General features: G+C 58.6%; 16 protein-coding genes. 4 read left to right on the top strand and 12 right to left on the bottom strand.

Annotated elements, in window-relative coordinates; genetic code table 11:
• Positions 1-43: 43 nt before the first annotated feature.
• From L1P08_RS02485 to L1P08_RS02475, 3 genes are read left to right on the top strand one after another with little or no spacing between them, the layout of a single operon-like run.
• On the top strand, positions 44-595 hold the full coding sequence (locus L1P08_RS02485; RefSeq protein WP_303618433.1) for a TRAP transporter small permease: 552 nt from the start codon (positions 44-46) through the stop codon (positions 593-595).
• On the top strand, positions 588-1,868 hold the full coding sequence (locus L1P08_RS02480) for a TRAP transporter large permease (protein ID WP_303618432.1): 1,281 nt from the start codon (positions 588-590) through the stop codon (positions 1,866-1,868). The genes L1P08_RS02485 and L1P08_RS02480 overlap by 8 nt, the downstream gene beginning before the upstream one ends.
• Positions 1,838-3,046: a cytochrome P450 gene (locus L1P08_RS02475; protein ID WP_303618431.1), complete on the top strand. Its 1,209-nt coding sequence runs from the start codon at positions 1,838-1,840 to the stop codon at positions 3,044-3,046. The genes L1P08_RS02480 and L1P08_RS02475 overlap by 31 nt, the downstream gene beginning before the upstream one ends.
• Position 3,047: 1 nt before the next feature.
• Here the strand turns inward: L1P08_RS02475 and L1P08_RS02470 are convergent, their stop codons facing one another.
• The 7 genes from L1P08_RS02470 to L1P08_RS02440 form a co-directional block, all read right to left on the bottom strand.
• Positions 3,048-4,400 (bottom strand): MmgE/PrpD family protein, encoded by a 1,353-nt coding sequence (locus tag L1P08_RS02470; RefSeq protein WP_303618430.1) that lies wholly within the window; start codon positions 4,398-4,400, stop codon positions 3,048-3,050.
• Between the two features lies 1 nt (position 4,401).
• On the bottom strand, positions 4,402-5,526 hold the full coding sequence (locus L1P08_RS02465; protein ID WP_303618429.1) for a CapA family protein: 1,125 nt from the start codon (positions 5,524-5,526) through the stop codon (positions 4,402-4,404).
• Positions 5,523-6,515 carry an oligopeptide/dipeptide ABC transporter ATP-binding protein gene (locus L1P08_RS02460; protein WP_303618428.1) on the bottom strand — a complete coding sequence of 331 codons (993 nt, stop codon included), beginning with the start codon at positions 6,513-6,515 and terminating at the stop codon, positions 5,523-5,525. Before L1P08_RS02460 ends, L1P08_RS02465 begins: the two co-directional genes overlap by 4 nt.
• A complete protein-coding gene (locus L1P08_RS02455; RefSeq protein WP_303618427.1) occupies positions 6,512-7,519 on the bottom strand; it encodes an ABC transporter ATP-binding protein in 1,008 nt (335 codons plus the stop codon). Before L1P08_RS02455 ends, L1P08_RS02460 begins: the two co-directional genes overlap by 4 nt.
• Entirely contained in the window at positions 7,516-8,352 is an 837-nt protein-coding gene (locus L1P08_RS02450) for an ABC transporter permease (protein ID WP_303618426.1), read from the bottom strand. The genes L1P08_RS02455 and L1P08_RS02450 overlap by 4 nt, the downstream gene beginning before the upstream one ends.
• A complete protein-coding gene (locus tag L1P08_RS02445) occupies positions 8,349-9,272 on the bottom strand; it encodes an ABC transporter permease (protein WP_303618425.1) in 924 nt (307 codons plus the stop codon). Before L1P08_RS02445 ends, L1P08_RS02450 begins: the two co-directional genes overlap by 4 nt.
• A 100-nt stretch (positions 9,273-9,372) precedes the next feature.
• Positions 9,373-10,953 (bottom strand): ABC transporter substrate-binding protein, encoded by a 1,581-nt coding sequence (locus L1P08_RS02440; protein WP_303618424.1) that lies wholly within the window; start codon positions 10,951-10,953, stop codon positions 9,373-9,375.
• 171 nt (positions 10,954-11,124) lie between these two features.
• On the opposite strand from L1P08_RS02440, the gene L1P08_RS02435 reads away from it, so the two are divergent.
• The gene (locus tag L1P08_RS02435) at positions 11,125-11,796 is read left to right on the top strand and encodes a GntR family transcriptional regulator (protein ID WP_303618423.1); all 672 of its coding nucleotides are present in this window, start codon (positions 11,125-11,127) and stop codon (positions 11,794-11,796) included.
• Here L1P08_RS02435 and L1P08_RS02430 read toward each other — a convergent pair.
• The 5 genes from L1P08_RS02430 to L1P08_RS02410 form a co-directional block, all read right to left on the bottom strand.
• Positions 11,793-12,995, bottom strand: a complete 1,203-nt coding sequence (locus tag L1P08_RS02430) for a cytochrome P450 (protein WP_303618422.1) — start codon at positions 12,993-12,995, stop codon at positions 11,793-11,795. The genes L1P08_RS02435 and L1P08_RS02430 overlap by 4 nt on opposite strands.
• 110 nt (positions 12,996-13,105) lie before the next feature.
• Complete coding sequence (locus L1P08_RS02425) at positions 13,106-14,278, bottom strand: MFS transporter (protein ID WP_303618421.1); 1,173 nt, start codon at positions 14,276-14,278, stop codon at positions 13,106-13,108.
• 480 nt (positions 14,279-14,758) lie between these two features.
• A complete protein-coding gene (locus L1P08_RS02420; protein WP_303618420.1) occupies positions 14,759-15,547 on the bottom strand; it encodes an SDR family oxidoreductase in 789 nt (262 codons plus the stop codon).
• 50 nt (positions 15,548-15,597) lie between these two features.
• Positions 15,598-16,308 (bottom strand): ABC transporter ATP-binding protein, encoded by a 711-nt coding sequence (locus L1P08_RS02415; protein WP_303618419.1) that lies wholly within the window; start codon positions 16,306-16,308, stop codon positions 15,598-15,600.
• Positions 16,305-17,066, bottom strand: coding sequence for an ABC transporter ATP-binding protein (locus L1P08_RS02410; protein WP_303619478.1), 762 nt, complete (start codon positions 17,064-17,066; stop codon positions 16,305-16,307). The genes L1P08_RS02415 and L1P08_RS02410 overlap by 4 nt, the downstream gene beginning before the upstream one ends.
• Positions 17,067-17,068 lie beyond the last annotated feature (2 nt).

Below are 17,068 nucleotides of genomic sequence, written 5' to 3'. Positions count from 1 at the left end.
TGCTGCCGGCCACGGCCGGCAGCCTTCTTTGGATCAGCCCCCCATGATAGACAAAATTCTCAAAGTCTGGAGTCAGGTAGAGACCGTCCTTATCGGGCTGTTGCTGCTCGCTGCTCTGGCAGTGTTTCTCGGCGGTGCAGTCCTGCGTGCCGTTGCGCCTGCCCATGCTGTCGACTGGGCGGAAGAAATATCGGTTTACTGCATCATCTGGGCGACAGTCCTCAGCGGCAGCGTGCTGATCTATGAAAAGCGCCATATCAGTACCGAAATCGTGGCCTCCATATTCCCCCCTCGCACGCAAGCTGTTCTCGGCTTTGCCATGCTGCTGCTGACACTGGGCTTTTGCGCGGTCATAGGATGGTACGGCTATGAGGCCGTTCAGTTCGCACTGATGCTGGATGAACGGTCAGCCTCATCTCTGCGTACACCGCAGGCCTGGGCCATGTTTCTCGCCTTGCCTGTGGGCATGGCACTCATCGTGCTGCGCCTTGTCCTGATGCTGCTTAACGGCACCCGTTCTATCGCCGGCGACATGCTGACTGGAGATCAGGCGCCCGAAGTGATCACAGAGCCACGGAGAACCGATCATGCTTAGCATTGCGGGTTTGGTCGGCATGCTCGGCCTGATCGCGCTCGGCGCCCCGATTTTCGTAGCCCTCGGGACCGTATCGCTGATTATGCTGGCGCTGGAAGGTCGTCCCCTGCTGGATGCTGCAGCAACTTCCATCTCCGGCATCGGATCCACCACCTTTGTGGCAGTGCCGTTTTTCGTCATGGCAGCCACTTTCATGCAATCAGGCGGCATTGCCAGGGTCATCATTGATGCGGCAGAGGCCTGGGTGGGCCATATGCGCGGCGGGCTGGCACTGGTCTGCGTCATCGCCACAACCCTGTTCGCAGCCATCTCCGGCTCATCGGTAGTCACAGCTATGGCCATGGGCACCTTTTTGATCCCGGCCATGATCGCCCGCAACTACGACCGGCCCTTCGCCCTGGGTGTCGTCGGGGCGGCCGGCACGCTCGGCATCCTCATCCCGCCCAGCCTCTCCATGATCCTTTACGGGCTGGTGACAGAACAATCGGTGCCGCGTCTGTTTCTGGCCGGGGTCGTGCCCGGCATATTGCAGGCTCTCCTTCTCGCCGGCTGGGTAGCTATTTACTCGCGAAAAAAGAATTTCGCCTCAGGAGAAACAGTCAGCCGCGGCGAGTTCATCCGCCGAAATTTGCGTGCCCTGCCCGCGCTCGCCATCCCACTTTCAGTCTTCGGCGGAATCTACTCAGGCTATGCCACGGTAACCGAATCTGCCGGCATTGCCGCTGTGGCGTCGCTGCTCGTCGCCCTGCTCGTCTACCGTGAAATCACTTGGAAGCAGGTCTTCCCGCTGATTACAGAGGCAGTGAAAAAGGCGAGCGCCGTAACCTTTATCGTATTGTTCGCCCTTCTGTTCGCTCACTGGATCACAGGATCCGGCGTACCCACTGCGCTGGTAAATCTCGCCGTATCCTACGACCTGGAGAGCTGGCAATTCCTGTTGATGCTCAACATAATCATGCTGATCATGGGCATGTTCCTCGATGCCATCGCCGTATTGCTGATCATTACGCCGATTGTCGTCCCTCTGTTGGCACCGCTCGGCATTGATCCGATCCACTTCGGGATTGTCCTGATCGTCAATATGGAGATCGCCTTCCTCACCCCACCCATCGGGCTCAACCTGTTCGTACTCTCGTCGATTTCGCGGGCGCCGCTGGGCGAAGCGATCAAAGGCGTATGGCCTTTCGTGCTGATTATGTTCGGCTTCTTGCTACTTGTAACCTACATACCGGAGATTAGCCTATGGCTTCCCAACACCCTGTTCGGCCATTAGGATCTGGCAGCGACTGGGATCCGATTAGCGAGGAAACAGTCAAAAATCCGCGCCGCGTCTATGCGGATCTGCGCAACAGGTGTCCGGTCGCCCATTCTGAGCGCTGGGGCGGGTTCTATACCCTGACCAGGCACGCGGACGTCGTGGCTGCCAGCCGCGATCCGGAGACCTTCACAGCCACCAAACAGACAGTCATTCCCACATCGCCGCGCAAGGGATTGGCGCGTTTGCCCCTGCAGGTTGACCCGCCCGAGCACACGATTTACCGCCGCGCCCTCAATCCCTTCTTCAAAGAAGACAAGATGCGCGCACTGGAGCCCGAGATCGCGGCCCTGGCAGAGCGGCTCTATGACGATCTGCTGACCGGCGAAACCATCGATTTTGCCAATGATTTTGCCGCCCCTTTCACGCAAGGCACGCTTTGCATTCTTGTCGGGCTTGATCTAGCCGAAGCCGGTCGGCTGGGGCATCTCAGCCATGAATATGTGAAAGCCATCCAGGCCGAAAGCCTGAGCATGGCGGGCGGCTTTTCACGCGAAATAGACCAATTCGCCATCGACCTCGTGGCCGACCGGAAAAAGCATCCCCGCAGTCCGGAAACGGATATGGCCACCGGCCTGCTGGCCGACATGAGCGGCACAAAACCGTTCACCGATGATGAGGTGGCGGGGATGATCCGCCTGCTGTTGATTGGCGGGCATGTCGTACCAAAGAATTTTCTGGGCAGCGCCGCCTATCACCTGGCCATGCACGCTGATCTTCAGGAAGGCCTGCGTCAGGGCAGAATTGCACTCCGCCCGGCCATAGAGGAATTGCTGCGCTTTTATGCGCCCAACCAGGCGCTGGTGCGCGTCACGACGAAAGACACGGAAATCGGCGGCCGCAAAATCCCGGCCGGCTGCCCGGTGGCACTGCATTTCCTCTCGGCAAACCAGGACGAGGATGTGTTTGAGAACGCCAGTCAGTTCGATCCCGAACGCAAGCCCAACCGTCATATCGCCTTTGGCACGGGTCCACATGTCTGCATCGGTCAGTCGCTGGCCCGCATGCAGGCGCGGCTCATGGTAGAGGGGCTGCTGAACCGAACACGGCATTTCGCCATTTCGGGTAAGCCGCAATGGGCCCGTTGGACCGAATTCGGCATAGCGGAGCTGAGTCTTAAGGTCGATCCGATCTAGTTCAAGGACTGGCCGCCAGCAAACTGAAAAGCGGCGCCGGCGCCGCACTATCGAGCCCGAAACAGGCCGCAATGAGATCTGCAGCATCAATCCGCACCGCGGCATAAGCCAGACACTGCGCCACTTTCGGCTGTATTTCCTGCTCTGATATCTCAGCCGCACGACGGGTGGGCGGCAGGGTTAGCGCGCTCGAGACCGTGTTCCCATCGATGTAAATGTCGTAGCGTTCAGCGCCCTTTTCCACCAGCCCGGCCATTTCAACACGGGCCGCAAGGTTTAGAATGTCAGGATTATGGAGCTGTTCAGGTGTGAAACTTTCGAGTGACACGTCGCCCTCAACCAAGGCGCTCGCAAAGCAAAACGGGATGGAAAACTTTGCGTCAATCGCGGTCCCCGGCCGCTGTTTCTGCGCAGTTGGCTGCAGCAGCATGTCATCGGGTGGCGAGACTGAAAAACGTATTTTTGAAATTTGCTCCGGTCGCACCCCTTCGGCACGCAAATTCAGTGCTGCAGCGATGACGGGATGAGTTCCCCGGCAGGAAGGCCATTGTTTTATAGTCACCTGCGTCCCGTAGAATTGCCTGCCCAGCCCATCGAGAAGCGGCTCTCTTCGCGGCCCTTTGCCCGTCAAGACAGGAAAAAGGCCTGCAGGATCGGTAAGCGGCGCCGCGACGCCACGCATCCCTCGCCGCGCCAGTAGTGCCGCCTCAACCCCGGCGCGGGCGGCAAACCCGTCCCGAACGGCGCGCAATTGGCTTTGCGGACTACGCTTTAATCCGTCGCCCAGACTGAAAAGGTTCTGCGACAGAGATAAAGCGTCAACGATCTGTGGAGATGACAGGCCCAGAATGCACGATGCAGCCACTGCCGCGCCAGCCGCACCCAGCATGGGCGGGTGATACCAGTGTCGCGCGGCAGGGTCGCTGTCGAGGGCGAGGCTGAGCCGGCACACGAGATCACATCCTGCCGCAAGAGCCACCAGCACCCGGTCGCCTGTGGCACCTTGGGCCTCCGCCAAGGCAAGGACTGCCGGTATGATGGCCGCATTGGGATGCATGCCGGTAGCGTCAAAAGTATCCTCAAAATCTATGGCATGTGCCAGCGCGCCATTGGCCAGCGCCGCCATGGCCGCAGGCACACGCTGCCCCCGGCCCAGCATGACGGATTGCGCCACTCCACCCGCCTCTAGCGCGTGGTCAGCGAACAGCGCTGCGGCCGGTTCCATGCCCGTCGCCGCCAGCATAACCGCCAATGCATCCACCAGGCTGACTTTCGCCGCATGCACCGCTTCAGGGGGCAGGTCGGCGAACCGCACATCGCTATAGACAGCTGCCAGATCGCCTTCCAGAGACATACTAGGTCCGTGCCTTCAAACGGATAACGTCACCATCCGCAGTGAATTCGGTCGCCAGCCCGGCCTCGTCGCTGATTTTTTGAAGATAGTTCAGGATTCTGCCAAAGCGCGCATCTTCAGGTGGCACGAATTGCGGATCCGCCGTGCGGTCAATAAACACTGGTACCAATCGCAGGTCGGCCACCCCGTTGCTGGTCAACCGGGCTTCCACGGCGATGCTCATGGCGGAATCCGGCGGGAAATTATAACGGCTTTCGAGATCAGGCACCCAGTCCGGATTGAGCTTCTGGATTTCCCGGAACCCTTTGCTCTCGGCGTGTTCTTTGGTCATGGTCAGTTCGATGGCAAAATTGGCCAGCGAATAGAGGATGGGCACACCCTTGTAGACCTCCGCCCCCTTCAGGATATGGGCATGGTGCCCCAGCACCAGATCGGCCCCCGCGTCGATGGCCGCATAGGCCACATCGCGCTGATAATCGGGGATGACCGCCTGCACGAAATGAATGCCGGCATGATGGGAAAAAACAACAACATCCGCGCGCTGTTTGGTCCAGCGGATCGCATCGAGTGTCGCTTCCAGATCACCGTGATGGGGATAGGTATGGATACGGGCCGGTGTACCGGGTTGATCGTGCTCGATCTGCTCATAGACCGTGAAGCCACGGACCGGTGCACACCCGGGTTTGTTCTCATCTGCCCAATAATTCATCGGCAGGATAGAATTCACCGCGACAAATCCCACCTTGAGCCCGTTGCGCGTCACGATCACCGGCTTTCGTGCCGCCGTGATATCCGGCCCGGTACCAACCTGAGAAGCCCCTGCCCGGTTGAGATTGGCGATAGTATCCAGCAGTCCTTCCGGCCCCCAGTCCATGGCATGATTGCCGGCGAAAGATACCACTTCCAATCCAGCATCCACGAGAGCGTCGGCAATGCCGGGATCGCCCCGCATGGTATGACGGGCCTGCGGCACACGCTGCCCCCGCTCTGTCAGGTTGACTTCGAGCTGACAGAAGCCCAGATCGGCTTTCCGGATCCGCTCACGGACATGGTTGAAGATAGTTCCGGGCTCTTCCCGGTCCGGCGCCACATCACCCACGGCGATAAAGTTCACGTCTCCGCTCATGCCGGTTCCTCTAGGCACTCTCCGTCCGCCCCGTGAACAAGATGGCAGGCAGCAAGGCTTCCCTGTTCAGTGAACCGTGCTTCCGGCCTTTCGCGCCGGCAGTCGGCCACGGCAAGTGGGCAGCGCGGATGATATGCACAACCCGGGGGAGGATCGAGCGGGCTTGGCAATTCACCCTGTGGGGGCACATCAGGCGGTGGCGCATCCGGATCCGGCGGCAAGGCGGCTGCCAGCAAGGCCTTTGTATATGGGTGCGCGGGATTGTTGCAGATCACCTCGGAGGGACCGCGCTCCACAATGCGCCCCAGATAGATCACCACAACCTCGTCGCACATATAGCGAATGGTTGCGAGATCATGCGAAATAAACAGACACCCGAGCCCGTAATCGTCCTTCAAGTCCTTCAACAGGTTCAAAATCTGCGCCCGAATGGAAATATCCTGGGACGAGACTGGTTCGTCGAGCATCAACAGGCTGGGACGTGATGCGATGGCCCGCGCAATGGCAATCCGCTGGCGCTGGCCGCCCGAAAACTCATTGGGAAACCGGCGCGCATCGGCAGGGTTCAGCCCCACCGCCTCAAGCACTTCCCCCACCCGCGTTTTCATCTGCACGCGTGACATGCCTGTGGCGCGCAAAGGCTCTGCAATCAACGCCCCGACCCGCATGCGTGGATCCAGCGAGGAATAGGGATTCTGGAACACCGGCTGAATGGATTTGCGAAAGTCCTGCCAGCCTTGCTTATCGAGGTCCTCCAGTGGCTTGCCGCGAAAGGTGATCTGCCCACTGGTCGGCCGGTCGAGGGCCAGCAATAGGCGATTGAGCGTAGTCTTGCCGCAACCGGATTCCCCAACGATACCAACTGTCTTGCCCGCTGTCAGGTCAAGATCAATGCCTGTCAGCGCCCGCAGTACACCCTTTCCACCCCGGTGCGGCACGGTGAAGGTGCGTTCGAGATTGCGGGCCGCCAGAATACTGGTCTCGCTCATGCTGACTTCGTCTCTTCAAAGGTTCGGGGAAAATGACAGCGCACGGCGCAACCGGGTCCGATCGGAGAAAGCGCCGGCATTGTACCGCATTTGGCCTCGGCCCGTTCGCAACGCGGATGAAACCGGCACCCGTCAGGCCGGTTGCCGATCCCCGGCGGTGCCCCTTGTATCGTGGGCAAACGATCAGGATTGGCGCCCACGCGTGGCACGCTGCTTAACAAGGCTTTCGTGTACCAGTGGGCCGGATTGTGAAAAATATCGCGCACCGGTCCTTGTTCAACGATCTGACCGGCATACATCACAGCCACCCGGTCACACATCTTTGCCACCACGCCGAAATCATGCGTGATGAATAGCATGGACATTCCCAGCCGCTGCCGCAATTGGCCGAGCAATTCGAGAAACTGGTACTGAATAGTAACGTCCAGCGAGGTGGTCGGCTCGTCGGCGATCAACAGTTTAGGCGCGCGGGTCAGGGCCGCGGCCCCGACAACACGTTGACGCATGCCGCCGCTGAGTTGATGGGGATAGGCTTTAAGCCGGCTTTCCGGCGACGGAATGCGCACATCGTCCAGCGCCTTGATGGCACGCTCCTTCAGGGAACCTTCCACACCTGCCTGACGTACAAGCCCTTCGCGGATCTGGTTGCCGATGGTGAAGACCGGATTCAGGGACGCCATGGGATCCTGCAGGATCATGGAAATTTCACCACCGCGTATCGATGTGAGTTGCCTGGCGGACATTTCCAACACATTGCGGCCTTGCCAGTTCACCGCGCCACTGCTGCCACGGTCCAGCAGACCGGGCAGCAGCCGCATGATGGCCATGCCCAGTGTTGTTTTGCCTGATCCGCTCTCGCCCACCAGACCGACCGTCTCGCCGGCGTAAAGATCGAGATCTATGTTTTCGAGAATTCGCGGAGCGTCCCTCCCTCTGCCCACAGCGACATTCAAATCTCTGATCTCAAGCAGGCGCTCGCTTTGTTGCCCTGTCGGATTCCTCATATGTTGCGTCCTCTCAGGGCCGGATTGATACGGTCCGCCAAGGCATCACCAACAATATTGACAGACATGACGACAAACAGAATGGCGAGTCCGGGCAGCATGCAAAGCCACCAGGCCGAAGTGATGTAGGAACGCCCGTCCGCCACCATCGAACCCCAGCTCGGATTGGGGGGCGGCACACCGACACCCAGAAAACTCAGAGAGGATTCCAGCACGATCACCACACCAACCTGAAGCGTGGCGACCACGATCAGTGGCGGCGCGATATTCGGCAGAATGTGACGCACGATGATATAAAAATCGCTCATGCCTGAGGTGCGCGCCAGATCAACAAAATCCTCCTTGCGCACCTTGAGGGTTTCCCCGCGCGCCATACGGGCATATTGCGACCAGAGCACCAGCGAGATCACAAGAATGATATTGCCAAAGCTGGGCCCGGAGATCGCGCCGATCAACAACGCCAAAAGAATGACCGGAAACGACAAGGCCAGGTCAACGAGCCGCATCAACACACGGTCGATCCAGCCCCCAAAATAGCCTGAAAGCGTACCGATAGCCGTGCCAGCCGTGCCGGCGATAAGAATAACCAGCGCGCAAACCGCCAGCGAAATGCGCGCACCAGCCATGATGCGGGACAGCACGTCGCGCCCCAGCCGGTCCGTACCCAGAATATGCTCCCAGCTCCCGCCCTCCTGCCAGACAGGCGGATCGAGCCGGGCCCTGAGCGACCCGGACAAAGGATCGTGCGGTGTAATCCAGGGCGCGGCCAGCGCCACGAGCACGAACAGCACAATAAAGCCCAGCGCAAGCCAGACGGGATAATTCCGGGTCATTGGGAGGTCCGCATGCGGGGATCGACGAGCAGATACAAAAGATCGACGATCAGGTTTGCGAAAATGAACAGCGCGGTAATGGTCAACACCACCGCCTGCACCACAGGGAAGTCACGCGCCAGAATGGACTCGTAGGCGAGCCTGCCAATTCCTGGCCAGGCAAATACGGTTTCGATGACCACAGCGCCCGTGATCATGGTGGCAAAGAACGCCCCCATGAAGGTGATGACTGGAATAAGACTGTTGGCGAGCGCATGTTTCCAGATGACAAGCGCTTCAGGCACACCCTTGATGCGCGCCAGCTTGATATATTCCGAACCCATGGCCTCGAGCATGCTGGCCCGCATCAGCCGGGTCACCGCCGCAAGGGTGAACAGGCCCAGCGTCGCCGCCGGCAACACGAAATGGTACCATTCCCCAGAGCCGGAGGTGGGCAGCCAGCGCAAATTGACGGCAAATATATAAATCAGAACAATGCCCAGCCAGAACGGCGGCACCGACTGGCCAACCAATGCGAGCAGCCGTGCAACAAGATCGCCTGCGCGGCCCCGGTTCATGGCAGCATAAACGCCCAGCCCGATGCCGGTCACCAGCGTAAAGACCAGAGCCACCCCCGCCAGTGCGAGAGACGCCGGCAAGCGTTCCAGCACCAGTTCAAGAGCCGGCTTACGGCCAGCTGTAACCGATTGCCCGAAATCACCAGTCAGTGCATTCGACAGGAAATGCCAATACTGCACGTAGAGCGGCTGATCGAGACCGAGTTCGGCGATCATGGTCAGGCGATCCGCCTCTGTGGCGCCGTCGCCGAGCAGCAGCGCCACGGGGTCGCCCGTGACGCGACTGAGCAGAAACACAACAGCACTCATCAGAAGGAGCGCCAACAATACTTCCAATAGCCTGAAGCCGATAAGTCTGAGCATGCAGTCCGCATTTCCGTTCGCCCGGCCTTATGCGCAGCCGGTTAATGGGTCATATCCGGAGCGCCGGGCATAGCCCGACGCTCCGGCACGGGAGGGGCCGTTAGTCGGCCGCCTGTACCTGATCGAAATTCCATACATAGGAGGTGTTGATCGGCCAGCTTTCGACCTTGCTGCCAACACCGTAGGGTTCGTTGGCAAGCGCAATGAAAACCGCCGCCGCCTGGTCTCGCAGATACTGACCGATTGCTGTCAGCTTTTCCTCGCGCAGATCCAGGTCCTGCTCGGCGGCATAATCATCAATCATCGCATCCAGCTCATCGGAAGCATAGCTGGCGAACAGGCTGTCGGACACGAAGCCGGCTTCGAGACCGTTGGCCGGATTGGCAAATGGGAACCCGCGATGGGTCCACACGAAATCGGTAGCCTTTCCCTCGGTCCACTGCGAGCGCAGGGCCGGCCAGTCCACCGGTTCGATAGTCGTATTGATGCCCACATCGTTCCAGTAAAGCGCTACAGCTTCCGCCATCAACGGCAACTCAGCTCCGGGTGTAGTGGTGAACGTTTTCAGGGTGATGTCGAACCCGTCGCCATAACCTGCCTCAGCCAGTAATTTCCGGGCCATCTCAGGATCATACGGATAGGGCTCGACCGAGTCCCATGCGGTCACCGGCGTGTCACTTGCAGCAACCGTTGCCTCGCCCTGGAACAGCTCATCGATGATGGTCTGTTTGTCCACGGCATAGTTCATCGCCTGGCGTACTTTCACGTCGGCCCAGGGCGCATCCGGATTGCTCCGGTTCTCGTCGTTGAGCACGAGACCGCCCAGGCGCACAACCGGCGACCATGTCTTTTGTGCGGAAACAATCCCGATGCCTTTCTCCCGAATCGAGGGAATGGAATCGAAACTGATCGGGGCGATATCCGCCTCTTCAGTCTGCAGCATGGCGACGCGGGTGGATTCTTCAGGAACCGCCTTGAACGTGATAGTTTCAAAGTCCGGATTGACCCGCCAGTGATTGGCTAAATCCATGTCATCACGCACCGTCATGACGATTTCCGAACCCGTCGACTGGCTTTCCAGCACATAAGCGCCGGTGCCTACGGGAGCAGCGGTTGCAGCGTCTTCACCAAGGCTCTCGATGTAATCTCTGGAAACGATACCGAGCTGCTGCGTGGCGCCGAAATAGCCTGCGGCCAGAGCGAAATCGGGCATCTTCAGGTTCACCTGCACCGTGTAGTCATCGATCACGTCCACCGTGTCGATGGTACGGCGCATGGTGGAGGCCGGCCCGGCCCGCGAGTCCTCACCGATCAGCCGTTCGATGGAATACTTGACGTCTTCGGCGGTCATCTCGCCATAGCCGCCAGTAAACTGCACGCCTTTGCGCAAATGGAAGATCCATTGCGTGCCGTCCGCGTTCATATCCCAGCTTTCGGCCAACCCGGGCACGGCTTTTCCCGTCTCCGGATCGAGATAGGCGAGATACTCATATGCCATGTCGAGATAGGTTTTGCGTTGACCACTGCCCGCCCAGGGCACCATGGTCTCCTCAGAAAATGTCGGCAATGCGATGGTGAGTTCACCTTCCGCAGCCTGTGCAGCAGCCGGCATGATACCCACTGTCACAAGCATCGCAGTAACTGCGGCAGCGCGCACGTGATGCGCAATTTTTTGGTCCATTCGTCCCTCCTTTGTGCCGGCCTCCCCCGGCTCGCCCGACTTTAAGGTTCATCGCTACATTGTCAACAATTCTGTCGACTAAATCTCTGTCATGCACATTTGACAAACGGGCAGATCGACGCCTAGATGCCCGTTGAGTGGTGGCGGCCTTCGCCGGAAAGGAAAAGTGTCGTGGATTCAGAGACCGTCGCTGCAGCCCCGCAGACACTTGCCAAGATCGCCGAACGTATTCGGGAGCGCATCCGGCGCGGAACTTTTGCACCCGGCCAGCGCCTGATCGAAGTTGATCTTGCCGATGAGTTCCAGGTCGGGCGTGGCCGCATCCGCGAAGTTTTCAAGATTCTGGTGGGGGAAGGCTTTCTCGAGTTCATCGAGAACCGTGGCGTCTATGTACGCCGGTTCACCCGGGCCGAGATCCTTGAAATGGGCCAGGTCCGCGAGGTTCTCGAGGGACTGGCGGCGCGTCTGGCGGCTGAAATGCCCAAGACCCAGGAACAAGTGGATCAATTGCGCGCCCACCAGGCCGCGCTCGACGCGGCAGCAAACAGCTTCGACATTGACGGTTACAATCGCGAGAATTTTGCCTATCACGCCACTATCTGCGGCATGTCGGAAAACCGGCATATCGAGGCTTTCCTATACCGTGTGCGCCTGCCGCTTTACCGGCTGCAATTGCCGCGCAGCTTTACCGAGGACTCCATGTCCCGCTCCAACAGCGATCACCAGGTCATTACCGCCGCCATCATCTCGGGCAACCCCGATGCCGCGGAGGCTGCCATGCGCGCCCATGTACGCACCGGCAACCAGCATGTGGCGAGCCTGCCCCACGACTATTTCGTCTAAAGAAACCGCACTGGCACACTCAGCGGCCCATATTCCGGCCAGGTGGTCATGGGGATTTCTCCGGTGATCTCGAAGCCGTCTGTGCGCGCGATTAGTTCTTCCAGCGTCACCCGCAACATCAGCCGGGCCAGCGGTGCACCTGCACACTGGTGAGGTCCACGGCCAAACGCCATATGCTGTCGTCCCTCAGGACGGTCCAGCCGGAATTCATCAGGATTTTCAAAGGCATCCGCATCCCGGTTTGCTGAGGTAAACGACAGCGCGATAGGTTCATCCTTGGGGATGGTACGGCCTCTGATCGTTACATCTTTCTTTGGCGTACGGGCGAAACCTCGATAGGGCGTATAAAGCCGCAGCATTTCTTCAAGCGCTGCTGGGACGAGCGAGGGATCGTCCTTGAGCATCCTGTGATGCTCCGGATGCCGGGCGAAATGGATAGTCATTGAGCCAATGAAGGTGGTCGGCGCGATGATCCCCACGACCAGCAATTGCCGAATTGTGCCCAGGATCATTTCCTCGGGCAAGGGCTCGCCATCCTGCCTTGCGGCCAACAACGCGCTGGTGGGGTCGATGGTCGGGTCTAACGGTTCAACCTTGCGCAACTCAATGATGTCGCGAGCCACCTCGTAAAGGAAAACGCTGGTAGCCTGGACTTTTTCCATGTCCTTGTGCTGCAGGGCCCGATTATAGTCTGCCCCGATATCGCGAATTTTCTCGGCTTGCTCCGGCGGAATATGGAAAAACTCCGCCAGGACATGGATTGGCAGCTTATAGGAAAAATCGAGGCATATATCCGCCTCGCCCTGCCCCACTACTGGGGCAAGAAGATCTGTCACGATCTTTCTGACCACAGGTTCCAGCGCTTTCATTCGTTCCGTGCGGAACAGAGGCGTGATAGCCCGCCGGTATGGGGTATGATCGGGCGGATCGAGATGCAGTGGCGGACGGCGCCCGGAGGTAGCCACACGCGGCACCACATTCTGGATCGCCGTGGAATAGGTGTCAGCATCGGCCAGGGTGTTGATCACATCGTCGTATTTGGTGAGCACCCAGAACCCTTCGAAATCGGCGCTATGCGCCACCGGGCAGCGTCCACGTAAATCGCGGAACATCTCATGCACCGAATCGAATGTCTCGGGCACGTCAGCGTCAAACTCATGCAACGTGTTATGCGGCGGCGGATCCCCTCGCTCAACCATGCTACTCTCCATATTGTCGACAATTATGTCGTCAATTGATTATCGCATACGACGAGAACAGACAAGCCGTCCGGCAAGATTGCACCGATCATTCTCTTGCGCGGGGCCTTTTATCTCTGTTCACGCGCCGGCATCCGCAAACGCAGCAAGAGAAGTCCGCCAAGACACAAAAGTATCGCGAAGCCGGCAATAGCGGGCGCGTACGTTCCCATCGTGTCATATGCGAAACCCGCTGCAAACGGTGCCATCATGGTGCCCGGCACCTGAAGCATCATCAGCGAGCCTTGAAGGGTGCCATAGTGCTGGTCACCGAACAGATGAGATATCAGCACGAGCACAATCAGTGTTGGCGCACCGGCGGAAACGCCCAAGGCAAACAGCAGCGCCAGCAAGGTGGCAAACGAAGGCATGACAGCATAACTGCCGATCGCGACAGCCTCCAGCAGCATCAGTCCACCCAGCAACATGGGCAGGTGCCCCGGATGCACAGCATCGGCCACCTTTCCCGTCAGCAGCCGAATAGGAATTGACAGCAAGACCAAGGCACCAACCAATGATGCCGCAATACCGGCATCAAAGCCGCTATCGGTCATCAGCGGCACGAGATGAAGCACAAGCCCGGTATTGGCAGCCGCCTGCGCCATGAAAGTAAATGCAACAATCCAGTAATTGAGCGTACCGGCGGCCTGCCGCCACCCCTGATCGGGGATGGCGGGCAGACCGGCTAATCCATCCTCGCCCGGAACCCCACCACCTGGCACCGGCTTTTGTGCGGTATAGGCAGGTATCCGGCCGGGCAGAACCACAAGGGAAACCGGCGCCAGTACCATCAACAGCCCGCCCCAGGCGAAACAGGTGCCCCGCCAACCGAACACCTCAATCATGGTGGCGACCATCGGCATCATCAGGGTCGTGACCAGTCCGGCCACGGAAAAGCGAAGCGCCAACGCCATGCCACGGCCTTCGCGCACAGCGGAAATAACAATCTTGTCGAGTGCCACGGTGAACCCCGCCGCGACCCCGCCGGAAACAAGCAGCGACCAAGCCAAATAAAGGTGCCACTGTGCCTGCACCAGACCGGTTGCAAACAACCCTATTGCCGTAACAATCATGCCTGCGAAGACCACATAGCGTGGCGAGACGAGGTCGGAAATGCGACCAGCGGCCGGCGACGTGAGGCCAGCGACGAGCCTGCCCAGGCCGACAGCTGCAGACACCGCGGCACGCCCCAAATCCAGCTCACCTGCAATCGGTTTGAGCAAAGCCGAAACGGCAAACGCCACGAAACCATGCCCGACACCCGTCAGGGCACCGGTAGTCGCGCTAAGTCGCCAGGTTCGTGGCGACCTCCCGGCTACAGGTTTGATAGCCAAAGCACCAGAACCGGCAATAGAATTAACAGGGCTGTATGCAATATGTCATTGGCGACAAAGGGCAACGCACCCTTGAAAATCTTGCTCAATAACCGATCCGCTCGGAACGCGATGCGTATGTCAGAAAAATCCGATTCGAACTCGCTAACGGTGGGCATTGGTAACAAACCTGACCTTCAACATTATAGTTCAATCATTGAACTATTTGCCACTGGTGTCAATCAACCTGCCCTCCTCAGAGGTTGAACATCGTCTGCGCCCTGGTTGACCACTGATGCTGGGCACGGGGTGCGAGCACACCATAAAATCCTGACGCGGCAATCAGCGCGCCTCACTTCGGTGCATCGGATGAGGATAAAGCCCGACGGGTTCCGATTGGGAGCGAGCTCCTCAAATGGTTTCCACATTTCCACAAACGCTGATGGCCTGCCCCGAGATATTGGCGGCAGCCGGCGAGCTCAAAAAAAGCGCGGTGCCGGCCACATCCTCTGGCCCAACCATGCGTCTGAGCGAAATATGGGACACATATTCTTTCTCTACTTCAGCGAAGGTAAGCCCCTCTGCATCGGCTCTGGCCTGGATGACACCATCCATTCTCTTGCCGCGCACCACACCTGGCAGGATGGCGTTCACCCGTATCCCGGCTGGCCCCAACTCCTTTGCCAGGCTGGCAGTCATTCCCACAATGCCCCATTTCGACGCCGAATAAGAGCTGCGCATGGCATAGCCGAGCCGGCCGGCCACTGACGACATGTTGATGATCGAGGCCCCTGCACTCTTTTTGATAAGCTTCATCGCGCGGCGGATGACGATGAACTGACCCAGCAGATCGACATCAAGCGTGCGGCGGATATCATCGAGCGCTATTTCATCGACGTTACCGGTCGGCCCGGGAATGCCGGCATTGTTGACCAGCACATCGAGACCGTCGAATTCCTGTTCGAGCGTTTCAAACATATTGTCGACCGCCGCAGCGTCGGAAACATCTGTCACAAACCGCAAGGCGCGCGGATTTTCGCGACAGAACCGGTCGAGAGCTGCTTCGTCAACATCACAAACAGCAACCCTTGCGCCAACCTCCAGAAACGCCGACGCAACAGCTGCACCAATCCCTGAGGCTCCGGCAGTAACCAGAACCTTTGCTCCCTCTGTCGGGCGCAGTCTCTCCAAATAAGTCATCGTTTTTCACCCGTTTCTGAAAGGCCCGCAGCCCGTAATGATCTGATATTTCAGGCAACTTCCAGCCAGCGTCGCCGAACATCCGGATTCTCGGCCAAAGCATCCGGCGTACCCTGAAACACCAGTTCCCCATGCCCCATAACCATCACGTCAGCCGCCACCTTGAGCGCAATCGTGAGCTTTTGTTCAACCAACACAACAGCAACACCACGCCGGGCGATATCGAGAATGACCTCCATCACCACTTCGACAATTTTGGGCGCAAGGCCTTCGGTAGGCTCGTCAATCAACAAAAGGCGAGGATTCCCCAGAAGGGATCTGCACATGGTCAGCATTTGCTGCTCACCACCGGAAAGATACCCGGCATTGATGTCGCGACGTTCCTTTAAGCGCGGGAAATAGTCGTACATTTCGTCAACGGTCCATGAATGAACATCGGCGTGCGCTTTCTGAACCCCCATGGCGAGGTTTTCGCCAACGGTCAGGTTTGGAAATACCAGACGTTCCTCGGGCACATATCCAACACCCTGACGGCAAATGGCGTGCGGACGTTGGCCCGTCAGCTCGCGGCCTTGCAAAGCAATGGAACCTGCAGTCGGTGGCACCAGCCCCATGATGGTTTTCATTAAAGTTGAACGGCCCGATCCATTGCGGCCGAGAAGTGAGACAATCGATGCCCGGGGAATGACCAGATCGACGCCGTGCAGAATGTGGCTTTTGCCATAATGGGCATGCAGCCCTTTGACCTCGAACAGGTTCACGCGGCTTCCTCCCCCAGATATGCTTTTTGAACCGCCTCGTTTTCGCTGATAGCTTTGGGCGTATCCGTTGCCAGGATGTCGCCATAGACCAACACCGAAACCCTGTCGCACAAGCTGAACACAACACTCATGTCGTGCTCGACCATCACGAGCGTTTTGTCTTCCGTCACCTTACGGATCAGTTCCACGGCTTGTGCGGTCTCTTCGCGCGACATACCTGCCGTCGGCTCGTCTAACAGGATCACATCGGCGCCGGTGGACAGCGTCATGCCGATCTCCAGCGCACGTTGCTCGGAATAAGACAAGTCACCCCCCAGATCGTTGGCACGCACACTCAACCCGACAAGATCCAGAATCCGGCCGGTTTCCTCGTTGATTTCACGCATACGAGCGATTGCATTGAATAAATTGAAGCGCTGGTTATGGCGGGCAAGCACGCCGATGCGCAGATTTTCAAACACGCTCATGCGATGGAATATATTGGTGATCTGGAACGATCGGGACAAACCGGCCCGGTTGATCTCATGCGGCGAGAGCCCGCCAATGCTCTGACCATTAAGGCTGATTTTGCCAGCGGATGGCAGAAACATCCCTGAAATCATGTTGAACAGGGTGGATTTTCCCGCCCCATTGGGTCCGATAACAGCATGGCGTTCACCCCGGGCAACATCAAGATTCAGATCCTGAATAACCTTGATCGGCCCAAAGGTCTTCGAAACGCTCGTAAGCTGCAATGCTGAAGGGATTGTCGTGTTCATAT

Source organism: Mariluticola halotolerans (assembly GCF_021611515.1).
GTDB lineage: Bacteria > Pseudomonadota > Alphaproteobacteria > Rhizobiales > Devosiaceae > Mariluticola > Mariluticola halotolerans.
Note: the sequence above shows the minus strand (reverse complement) of the source record. Positions and strands in the feature narration are given on the sequence as shown.

Coding starts and splice junctions, on each gene's coding strand:
- L1P08_RS02485 (WP_303618433.1), top strand. CDS start 44: ATGATAGACAAAATTCTCAAAGTCTGGAGTCAGGTAGAGACCGTCCTT.
- L1P08_RS02480 (WP_303618432.1), top strand. CDS start 588: ATGCTTAGCATTGCGGGTTTGGTCGGCATGCTCGGCCTGATCGCGCTC.
- L1P08_RS02475 (WP_303618431.1), top strand. CDS start 1,838: ATGGCTTCCCAACACCCTGTTCGGCCATTAGGATCTGGCAGCGACTGG.
- L1P08_RS02470 (WP_303618430.1), bottom strand. CDS start 4,400: ATGTCTCTGGAAGGCGATCTGGCAGCTGTCTATAGCGATGTGCGGTTC.
- L1P08_RS02465 (WP_303618429.1), bottom strand. CDS start 5,526: ATGAGCGGAGACGTGAACTTTATCGCCGTGGGTGATGTGGCGCCGGAC.
- L1P08_RS02460 (WP_303618428.1), bottom strand. CDS start 6,515: ATGAGCGAGACCAGTATTCTGGCGGCCCGCAATCTCGAACGCACCTTC.
- L1P08_RS02455 (WP_303618427.1), bottom strand. CDS start 7,519: ATGAGGAATCCGACAGGGCAACAAAGCGAGCGCCTGCTTGAGATCAGA.
- L1P08_RS02450 (WP_303618426.1), bottom strand. CDS start 8,352: ATGACCCGGAATTATCCCGTCTGGCTTGCGCTGGGCTTTATTGTGCTG.
- L1P08_RS02445 (WP_303618425.1), bottom strand. CDS start 9,272: ATGCTCAGACTTATCGGCTTCAGGCTATTGGAAGTATTGTTGGCGCTC.
- L1P08_RS02440 (WP_303618424.1), bottom strand. CDS start 10,953: ATGGACCAAAAAATTGCGCATCACGTGCGCGCTGCCGCAGTTACTGCG.
- L1P08_RS02430 (WP_303618422.1), bottom strand. CDS start 12,995: ATGGTTGAGCGAGGGGATCCGCCGCCGCATAACACGTTGCATGAGTTT.
- L1P08_RS02420 (WP_303618420.1), bottom strand. CDS start 15,547: ATGACTTATTTGGAGAGACTGCGCCCGACAGAGGGAGCAAAGGTTCTG.
- L1P08_RS02410 (WP_303619478.1), bottom strand. CDS start 17,066: ATGAACACGACAATCCCTTCAGCATTGCAGCTTACGAGCGTTTCGAAG.